1 protein-coding gene is annotated in these 870 nt (G+C 75.5%); it reads right to left on the minus strand.

From position 1 onward, the window contains the following. Window positions 1-870 (minus strand): dihydroxy-acid dehydratase (locus LPA54_RS33235; RefSeq protein WP_228984453.1); only part of this gene is annotated, 870 nt, incomplete at both ends.

Below are 870 nucleotides of genomic sequence, written 5' to 3' on the forward strand. Positions count from 1 at the left end.
GGAGCTGATGGCGCGGCGAGCAGCGCCTCGTCGACGCTGTGCCGCGCCATCAGCTCCTGCGCCTTGGCGCTCAGCGCCTCCGCCTCCTCCGGGAAGCCGGTCGCCTCGGCCTTCGCCAGCAGCGCCCGGATGCGGCCGAGCATGCGGGACTCCGGCCTCCGCTCGCGCCCCGCGGGCGACGGCGCCGCCGCCTCGTCGAGCGGCTCCAGCGGGGGCAGCCTCAGCAGCAGCCGGTACAGCTCCAGGACGGCGGTGACGTGCGAGAACCGGTCACCGCGCGGAGCGAAACCCTCCGCCTCGGGCAGCTCCTCCAGCTGCGCCTCCCACCGCGCCCCACGCGCCCGCCCGTCCCGCCGCGCCTGGGCGCGGATCAGCGCGCCGGCCAGACGCACATGCGTCTCGTCCAGCTCCCGCCGCACCACCCGGACGACGTCCGCGGGCTGCCATCCCCGCTGCCAGGCGGACGCGACGAAGTCCTCGCCGCGCCGGGCGAGTTCGGCGTCGTCGACGTCCAGGCGCAGGGTGCGGCCGGGGACGTCGAGGACGACGGGGTCGCCGTCGCGCACCAGGGCGAGGGGTCCGCCGACGGCGGCCTCGGGCGCCACGTGCAGCACGACCGTCCCGTACCCGGTGCCGCTCATCCGGCCGTCGCAGACGCGCACCATGTCCGTGACACCCGCTTTCAACAGCTTCGCAGGCAAGGGCACGTTGGAGACCTCGGGCATCCCCGGGTAGCCCTTGGGGCCCGCGTTGCGGATGACGATCACGGTGTTCTCGTCGACGTCCAGGGCGGGGTCGTCGGCGACGGCGTGGTACGCCTCGGGGGAGTCGAAGACGCGGGCGGGTCCGCGGTGGGTGAGCAGGTGCGGT

The organism is Streptomyces sp. DH12 (genome assembly GCF_020873895.1).
Classification (GTDB): Bacteria; Actinomycetota; Actinomycetes; order Streptomycetales; family Streptomycetaceae; genus Streptomyces.